Genomic DNA, 9,018 nt, shown 5'->3' with positions numbered 1-9,018 from the left:
ACGTTTAAGACGAAGACGTGGATAGGCTGGGTGTGTAAGTGCAGCGATGCATTGAGCTGACCAGTACTAATGAACCGAGCGGCTTAACCTTACAACACCGAAGGGGTTTTGGTGTGAGAGATGAGAGAGTTTCAGCTTGTTTGCCAGATTGGTTCGGATGGTGGTGTGTTGAGCAGGCACATCACGGTCGGAATGAACTGAATTTGCCTGGCGGCGATAGCGCGGTGGTCCCACCTGACCCCATGCCGAACTCAGCAGTGAAACGCCGTAGCGCCGATGGTAGTGTGGGGTCTCCCCATGTGAGAGTAGGGAACTGCCAGGCTTTAATTTAGCTTTGTGTGATGAAGAATGACACAGAGTGTTATGGGTGGAAAGTAGGGCAAAATCGCAGAGGGTGATTTTGAACGTCGCGAAAAGCGGCGGTCCGAAGGGCGAATGGCAGAAGGGCCATTCGTAAACTGCCCTGATTGGCATTGAAATTTTATGTTGTGGTAACGACATAAAGGACAAGAAATTCGGTGGTGCGGTAGTTCAGTTGGTTAGAATACCGGCCTGTCACGCCGGGGGTCGCGGGTTCGAGCCCCGTCCGCACCGCCACTTAATTTCTAGAGAAACCCTGAGAGAAATCTCAGGGTTTTTTCTGTTTAATAAATATTAAAATCAATAATTCCCTCATTATATTTGATAGAATCAGATGGTTTTAATATTACGTTCTGCATTGAAGAGGTTTTTCACGTGATAAAGAAAACCTATGCAATAAGATATGTCGCAGGGCAACCTGTTGAACGTGTCTTTCCGATGTCAACTCATCAGCTTGGACGGTCATTACCTGTAGGTATCCCTTTGATTACTGATACAAATGAGCTTAGGGTTGTTGTATGGAATATTTATAAACAGCAGCGCCCTTCATGGAGAAAGGTTTTGAAGGAGCTTACTAATGAAAGCCAGTTAATTTTATTGCAAGAAGCGCAGACAACTCCTGATTTAGTTGAATTTGCTACTTCAAATTATCTGACAGCTGATCAAGTTCCTGCATTTTTATTGCCTCAACATCCCTCTGGTGTAATGACGCTAGCAACTTCTCATCCTATCTATTGTTGTCCATTGAGAGAGAAAGAGCCTCTTTTACGCTTATCTAAATCAGCTCTCATCACTGTTTATTCTTTACAGGATAATCGCCAGCTGATGGTTATTAATGTACATGCGATAAATTTCAGTTTTGGTGTGGATGTGTATAGCCGTCAGTTGAATAATATTGGTGCTCATGTTCGTTTACATAATGGCCCAGTAATTATGGCTGGTGACTTTAATGCATGGAGTAAGCAACGATTAAATGCTCTTAAGCGTTTTACCGGACATTTACATCTTAAAGAAGTATCTTTTGCTGATGATTGTCGAACAATTGTATTTGGAAGACCTTTAGATTTTATTTTTTATCGAGAGTTAAATGTAGCTAATGCTATTGTTATGCCTACGGATGCTTCTGATCATAATCCTCTTATTGCAAATTTTTATTAATATTTTAAAAATATGTTTATCTATTTTTTATGAAAGATCATTATTTGATTTTTCATTTAACTTATTGAAAGTAAATATAATTAATTTTTTGTTATGTGTAAATGGATTTATATTTCAAAAATAAAAAATCACTCTTATTAAAGTAATATATATCATCATTCCAATTTTGAAAATTTAATAATATAAATAGATTAAGATTATTTAATTTATACTGCTTAACACAATGATATTAAAATATTAGTTATATCATACTCAAACAGATGAAAATAAATGCCAGATTATTCTGGCATTTATAAGGATGAATTATTTAATTTGGCGGGTTTGGGAAGTGTTTTTCTTTATGCCTAAGAAATAGGTAATTGACAATAAGGCTACCCATGCAATTCCCACAATTAATGCAATACGGGTTTTCTCAAAATAGCCCAGTAATACAATAACAAATACCATAAAGATAATTGTTAATATTGGTGCTATTGGCCACATAGGAACAGGGAATTTTAATGTTTTAACTTCTTCTTTACTCATTTTGCGGCGCATAGCTACCTGAGAAAGCAAGATCATCAGCCATACCCACACAGTGGCAAATGTTGCGATAGAAGCAATGATAACGAAAATTTCATTCGGAAGCAGATAGTTAAGAACAACGCCAATCAGCAGGACGGCTGACATAACTACCACCGTCATCCACGGTACACCATTACGGCTCAGTTTGGTGAATAATTTAGGCGCCTGTCCTTCTTGGGCCATACCATACATCATGCGGCCAGCACCAAAAATATCGCTGTTAATCGCAGAAACTGCGGCAGTAATAACCACAATGTTAAGAATATTAGCCGCAGAATTGATACCTAAGCTGGAAAAAATCTGTACGAATGGGCTCCCTTCTTGACCAATTTGATTCCACGGATAGATACACATCAGAATAAACAGGGTCAAGACATAGAACAGCAAAATACGGAAAGGAACAGCATTGATTGCTTTTGGAATAGTTTTTTCAGGATTTTTAGCTTCGCTGGCAGTGATACCAATGACTTCAATACCACCAAAAGCAAACATCACAATGGCAAGTGAAGCTATTACACCACTAATGCCATTAGGCATAAAACCGCCATATTCCCATAAACTGGAAATTCCGGTTACATGGTCTGTTTCCTGACCGAATCCATATACCATGATAGCCATGCCGCCGATAATCATAGCGATAATTGCGGTAACTTTTACAATAGACAGCCAGAATTCCATTTCACCAAAAATCTTCACATGGCAAAGATTAATTGCGCCAATGAAGCAGACAATACTCAGCACCCAAATCCACTGTTCTACATGAGGGAACCAGAGTTTCATATAAAAGCCGAATGCAGTAACGTCAGCCAGGCAGACAATCAGCATTTCGAATATATAATTCCATCCGGTTAGAAATCCGGCCAAAGGGCCAAGGTAATGGCTGGCATAGTGAGAAAAAGAACCGGCTACTGGGTGGTGAACAGCCATTTCACCTAATGCACGCATCACCATAAATACGGCGGCCCCGCCGATTAAATAGGCGAGTAATACGGCTGGGCCAGCTTGCTGGATAGCAGCTGCGGAGCCATAGAACAGCCCTGTTCCTATTGCGGAGCCTAATGCCATAAAGCGGATGTGCCGCCCGGTTAGACCCCGTTTCAGCTGAGTTTCATTATTCTGCATTATTTATTCCTGTCACTTTCTCAGTGCTAGATATATTTTAAGCACACAATGCCCCGATGAGCTTCATATTAGCCGAGCGAAGCAAACCCTGTACCTTACCATAAAGATTGATGTCCGCGGGATAGATATCTGTAATAATGCATTCCTATCTAATGAAACCAGAGATTTTTATGTTTTACCCGATTAACGAAATATTCCAGACATTGCAGGGAGAAGGTTTTTTTACGGGAGTCCCGGCAATTTTTATTCGTCTTCAAGGGTGTCCGATCGGTTGTAGTTGGTGTGATACTAAACACACCTGGGAAAAAGAAGCCGAAAAGCAGCGGGTGCTAGAGACAATCTTACTGAAGCCGAGTGAAAGCGATGAATGGGGTGAAGCATCACCTAAGCAAATTGCAGCACTGTTTGTTCAACAGGGATATACCGCGCGTCATGTTGTTATTACTGGTGGTGAGCCTTGCCTTTATGATCTGACTCCTCTGACTGAAGAGTTAGAAAGCCTTGGTTATCAATGCCAGATAGAAACCAGTGGTACGTATCATGTTAAATGTTCTTCTGCCACTTGGGTGACAGTTTCGCCAAAAGTTAAAATGCGCGGTGGTTATCAGGTATTGCAGCAAGCTTTGCAAAGAGCTAATGAAATAAAACATCCCGTTGCACGTGAAAGAGACATTGAAGCACTGGATGAGTTATTAGCAACATTGGGTGACAACTCATCGCGTATTATTGCATTGCAACCTATTAGCCAGAAAGAAGACGCTACCCGTTTATGTATTGAAACTTGTATTGCGCGCAATTGGCGGCTTTCTATGCAAACACATAAGTATTTGAATATTGCTTGAGAGAAAATTACTGCACTGGAGGTTTCCTGGTGCAGTAATTTGTTTCACTTTCCGCGGAAAATACATCCTGCGTTACAGGTTTCTTTCACCATAACGGCACTGAGTTGTGGAACTGAGGGTTTAACTTTAGCCCAAATCCAGGCTGCCAGTACTTCGCTGGTTGGATTTTCCAGCCCAGGGATATCATTCAGGTAGTGGTGATCTAGCTGTTCCCAAATGGGTTTAAATACAGTTTTTAGATCAGCAAAGTCCATAATCCAACCACTATGAGGATCGACCTCCCCGGTAATTTCCAGTCGAACCATAAATGAGTGCCCATGCAGGCGTCCGCATTTATGACCTTCTGGAACATGTGGCAGGTGGTGGGCGGCTTCAAACTGAAAATCTTTAAAAATAGTTGTGCGCATAGTGGTTCTCCCTGACTTCAAAAAACCCGCTATTCTACCTGATCTGCTGAATTAAACCCGGTTTTTTCCTTTCTTTGCAATTGCCCTTATTAACTGTTTTATAGATATATTAAATCTGTAAATATGGTTAGGCGTTTTGGTTATTTGATATTGCGATAGTTTCTTTAAATAGTGGCAAGTTGCTGAGATAACCTTATTAACTATCCCTATTTATTTTCTTTACTCAAGATAACAGACATTGGTAATCGTAAAAGGCAGCACAGGATAATGAGCATAAAACCACCTTCAATTTCACTTTTGCCGGTTTCGCCTGAACAGCTAGCGCGTTTGCAATCGGCGATTGGGGATTTTTCACCGAATCAGTTAGCCTGGCTGTCTGGTTATTTTTGGGGAATGATGAATCAACAGCCAAAGGTTCAGTCTGTGGCTCCAGCGATTCCGGCACAGGAGACGATTACATTAATTTCAGCGTCACAAACAGGTAATGCTCGCCGTTTAGCTGAACAACTTCGTGATGATCTGTTGGCAGAAAAACTCAATGTCAATTTGTTCAATGCCGGTGATTATAAATTCAAGCAAATTGCTCAAGAGAAAATGCTCATCATTGTCGCTTCTACTCAAGGTGAAGGAGAACCAGCCGAAGAAGCGATTGCATTATATAAATATCTCTATTCTAAAAAGGCACCGAAGCTGAGTGATACTGAGTTTGCTGTTTTTGGTCTGGGTGATACTTCTTATGAGAAATTCTGTCAGGCAGGAAAAGATTTTGATAATCGTCTGAATGAATTGGGGGCTAAACGGCTGCTGGATCGTGTCGATAGTGATGTGGAATATCAGGAGGCGGCGGCTCAGTGGCGTAAGCGATTAACTGAAATCCTGAAACAGCGTATTCCTGCGCAGACAAATACGGCGATGACTTCTGTACAGAGCGAATCGGTACATGACGTTTTTTCAACTCCGTATACTAAGCAGGCACCATTGACAGCGGCCTTAGCAACCCGTCAGAAAATAACGGGTCGTGGTTCTGATAAAGATGTTCGCCATATTGAAATTGATCTGGGAGATTCAGGTCTGCGTTATCAACCGGGTGATGCTTTGGGTATCTGGTTTAAAAATGATCCGGCTTTGGTGGATGAATTGTTGAATCTACTCTGGTTGGAAGGAATAGAACAGGTTGAGGTGAATGATCAGAAATTACCATTAAGGGAAGCGCTGATTAGCCATGTTGAACTAACCCAAAATACCAGCTTGATTGTAGAGAAATATGCTGTGCTGGCGAAAAATGAAAAATTACTGTCTCTGATTGCCAATAAACAGGCATTACAGCAATACGCTCATAATAAACCTATTGCCGATATGGTAAGAGAGGCTGCTTCTCAGCCAGAAGCTCAACAGTTTATTGACTTATTGCGACCTTTAACGCCAAGGCTTTATTCAATTTCTTCCTCTCAGGCCGAAGTAGAAAATGAAGTTCACATTACAGTTGGTGTTGTCCGTTATGAAATTGATGGTCGGGCCCGCACTGGTGGTGCATCCGGCTATTTGGCAGATCGCTTACAGGAAGAGGGCGATATTCGTATTTTTATCGAGCATAACGACAATTTTCGTCTGCCTGCCGATCCGCAAACACCAGTCATTATGATTGGGCCGGGAACCGGAATCGCTCCATTCCGGGCATTTATGCAGCAAAGAGATGCAGATGGTGCTGAGGGGAAAAATTGGTTGTTCTTTGGTAATCCACATTTTACGGAAGATTTTCTCTATCAAGTGGAATGGCAGCGTTATGTCAAAGATGGCCTGTTGACTCGTATTGATCTGGCGTGGTCCCGCGATCAGCAGCATAAAGTTTATGTTCAGGACAAATTGCGTGAACAGGGCGAAGAAGTGTGGCGTTGGATCAAGGAAGGGGCACATCTGTATGTATGCGGTGATGCAAACCGCATGGCGAAAGATGTGGAACATGCGTTGCTGGATATTATTTCTGAATATGGTGGCATGGATACCGAACAGGCAGATGAATTCTTAAGTGAACTGCGCCTTGAGCGCCGTTATCAGAGGGATGTGTATTAATGAGTGATAAACAACATGGCCCTTTGATTGTCGAAGGTAAACTGGCTGACAGTGAGCGTATGAAGCAGGCGAGTAACTTCCTGCGAGGTACAATTAGTGAAGATTTAACCAATGGCTTAACGGGCGGTTTTGCAGGGGACAATTTCCTGCTGATTCGTTTTCATGGCATGTATCAACAGGATGATCGTGATATCCGTGCTGAACGGGCAGAGCAAAAACTGGAGCCACGCCATGCGATGATGTTGCGCTGTCGTCTGCCGGGCGGTGTTATTACGCCGCAACAATGGTTGGGTATTGATAAGTTTGCTGAAGAGAACACTCTGTATGGCAGTATCCGGTTGACTAACCGTCAGACATTTCAATTTCATGGCATTTTGAAAGGGGATGTAAAACCTGCACATCAATTACTGAATCAGGTTGGTCTGGATTCGCTTGCGACGGCGAATGACGTTAACCGAAATGTGCTTTGTACTTCGAATCCTATTCAATCAGAGTTGCACCAGCAAGCTTACGAATGGGCGAAGAAAATTTCAGAACATTTGCTGCCACGTACCCGAGCTTATGCTGAACTCTGGCTAGATAAAGAAAAAGTCGCAACTACTGATGAAGAGCCGATTCTTGGTGCTACTTATTTGCCTCGTAAATTTAAAACCACGGTTGTTATCCCTCCCCAGAATGATGTTGATCTACATGCCAACGATCTGAACTTTATTGCTATTGCAGAAGGTGGCAAATTGGTTGGTTTTAACGTGCTGGTGGGTGGTGGTTTGGCAATGACTCACGGTGATAAAAATACCTATCCACGTATGGCGAGTGAATTTGGTTATATTCCGCTTGAGCATACATTGGCGATTGCTGAATCTGTGGTGACCACTCAGCGTGACTGGGGTAACCGGACCGAGCGTAAAAACGCTAAAACCAAGTATACGTTGGAGCGGGTTGGTGTTGACATCTTTAAAGAGGAAGTGGAAAAACGTGCGGGCGTGAAATTTGAAGCAATCCGGCCTTATGAATTTACTGGCCGTGGTGATCAAATTGGCTGGCTAAAAGGAATTGATGATAAATGGCATTTGACGCTGTTTATTGAGAATGGTCGCCTTTTGGACTATCCGGGCAGGCCACTGAAAAGTGGCGTTGCCGAAATTGCAAAAATCCACAAAGGGGATTTTCGCCTGACAGCCAACCAAAACTTAGTTATTGCTGGTATTCCTGAAAGTGAAAAACAGCGAATTGAAACTATCGCCCGAGAACATGGGCTGATTGATGATAAAACCACCGTTCAGCGTGAAAACTCAATGGCTTGTGTCTCTTTCCCAACCTGCCCGTTAGCAATGGCTGAAGCGGAACGTTTCTTACCGGAGTTTGTCACTCACGTTGAACAACTGATGAATAAACATGGTATTGGTGATGAACATATTGTCTTGCGGGTGACGGGTTGTCCGAATGGCTGTGGCAGAGCTATGTTGGCGGAAGTGGGGTTGGTAGGTAAAGCGCTTGATCGCTATAACCTCCATCTTGGTGGTAACCGGATCGGCACTCGTATTCCACGAATGTATAAAGAAAATATCAGTTCTGAAGCGATCTTATCCATCATGGATGAACTTATCGGGCGCTGGGCGACAGGGCGGCAGCCAAATGAAGGGTTTGGTGATTTCTTGATCCGTACCGATATTATCAAACCAGTACTGGATTCCGCTCGCGATTTTTACGATTGGCAGGAGGCGGTATGAGCCAACTCAGCTTATCACAATTGGTTGGAATGGAGACAGAACAGCGGGAGGCATCACTGGTTGAAATTAATCAGCGACTTGAAATTATGGATGCTCATCAGCGGGTAAATTGGGCATTGGAGAATTTGCCGGGGGAGTTTGTTCTTTCTTCCAGTTTTGGCATTCAGGCGGCGGTATGTCTTCATTTAGTGACACAGGAATACCCGGATATTCCTGTCATTCTTACTGATACCGGCTATTTGTTCCCTGAAACTTATCAATTTATAGATAAATTAACAACGCAACTGAAACTGAATCTGCAAGTATTCAGTGCTGAACATTCTCCAGCCTGGCAAGAAGCTCGTTATGGAAAATTGTGGGAACAAGGTGTAGAGGGAATCGAACGCTACAATCAAATTAATAAAGTCGAACCAATGAATCGGGCTTTGAAAAGTCTGAGAGCACAAAGTTGGTTTGCTGGTTTACGCCGCCAGCAATCTGAAAGCCGATCAAAATTACCGGTTTTGTCTGTACAGCGTGGCGTATTTAAGATCTTGCCGATTATCGATTGGGATAACAGACGTGTTCATCAATATCTTACAAAGCATGGTCTGGAATACCATCCATTATGGGAACAGGGCTATCTCTCTGTTGGTGATACCCATACAACTCAAAAATGGGAACCGGGCATGAGTGAAGAACAAACCCGCTTCTTTGGCTTAAAGCGAGAATGTGGATTACATGAAAATTAAAAAACCGGATATTTCCTAAGTGTGATTGATGATA

Annotated in this window: 7 protein-coding genes, 1 tRNA gene and 2 rRNA genes; 8 read left to right on the top strand and 2 right to left on the bottom strand. The window is 42.5% G+C overall.

Annotated features, from left to right (window positions below):
• The 4 genes from C5470_RS16700 to C5470_RS16685 form a co-directional block, all read left to right on the top strand.
• Window positions 1-91: ribosomal RNA gene (locus C5470_RS16700) — 23S ribosomal RNA — on the top strand; the annotation flags it as partial.
• 115 nt (window positions 92-206) lie between these two features.
• Window positions 207-322, top strand: a 5S ribosomal RNA gene (rrf, locus tag C5470_RS16695).
• 198 nt (window positions 323-520) lie between these two features.
• Window positions 521-597 (top strand) — tRNA-Asp (locus C5470_RS16690).
• Window positions 598-735: 138 nt separating this feature from the next.
• Window positions 736-1,518: an endonuclease/exonuclease/phosphatase family protein gene (locus tag C5470_RS16685; RefSeq protein ID WP_051477460.1), complete on the top strand. Its 783-nt coding sequence runs from the start codon at window positions 736-738 to the stop codon at window positions 1,516-1,518.
• 303 nt (window positions 1,519-1,821) lie between these two features.
• Here C5470_RS16685 and C5470_RS16680 read toward each other — a convergent pair whose 3' ends face one another.
• Window positions 1,822-3,204: an amino acid permease gene (locus C5470_RS16680; protein WP_166290799.1), complete on the bottom strand. Its 1,383-nt coding sequence runs from the start codon at window positions 3,202-3,204 to the stop codon at window positions 1,822-1,824.
• Between the two features lie 170 nt (window positions 3,205-3,374).
• Here C5470_RS16680 and queE point away from each other — a divergent pair, with 170 nt between their 5' ends.
• Complete coding sequence (gene queE, locus C5470_RS16675) at window positions 3,375-4,046, top strand: 7-carboxy-7-deazaguanine synthase QueE (protein WP_166290797.1); 672 nt, start codon at window positions 3,375-3,377, stop codon at window positions 4,044-4,046.
• 44 nt (window positions 4,047-4,090) lie between these two features.
• Here queE and queD read toward each other — a convergent pair whose 3' ends face one another.
• Window positions 4,091-4,453, bottom strand: a complete 363-nt coding sequence (gene queD / locus C5470_RS16670) for a 6-carboxytetrahydropterin synthase QueD (RefSeq protein WP_166290795.1) — start codon at window positions 4,451-4,453, stop codon at window positions 4,091-4,093.
• A gap of 267 nt (window positions 4,454-4,720) precedes the next feature.
• Between queD and cysJ the strand changes: the two genes are divergently transcribed.
• The 3 genes from cysJ to C5470_RS16655 are packed head-to-tail and all read left to right on the top strand — an operon-like array spanning window position 4,721 to window position 8,984.
• Complete coding sequence (gene cysJ / locus C5470_RS16665; protein WP_166290793.1) at window positions 4,721-6,523, top strand: NADPH-dependent assimilatory sulfite reductase flavoprotein subunit; 1,803 nt, start codon at window positions 4,721-4,723, stop codon at window positions 6,521-6,523.
• A complete protein-coding gene (gene cysI / locus C5470_RS16660) occupies window positions 6,523-8,253 on the top strand; it encodes an assimilatory sulfite reductase (NADPH) hemoprotein subunit (protein ID WP_166290791.1) in 1,731 nt (576 codons plus the stop codon). Before cysJ ends, cysI begins: the two co-directional genes overlap by 1 nt.
• Window positions 8,250-8,984, top strand: a complete 735-nt coding sequence (locus tag C5470_RS16655) for a phosphoadenylyl-sulfate reductase (RefSeq protein WP_166290789.1) — start codon at window positions 8,250-8,252, stop codon at window positions 8,982-8,984. The genes cysI and C5470_RS16655 overlap by 4 nt, the downstream gene beginning before the upstream one ends.
• Window positions 8,985-9,018: the final 34 nt, after the last annotated feature.

Source organism: Photorhabdus stackebrandtii, assembly GCF_011189495.1.
GTDB classification, from domain to species: Bacteria; Pseudomonadota; Gammaproteobacteria; order Enterobacterales; family Enterobacteriaceae; genus Photorhabdus; species Photorhabdus khanii.
The sequence above is the reverse complement of the archived record's forward strand: the minus strand, read 5'-3'. Positions and strand labels throughout refer to the sequence as shown.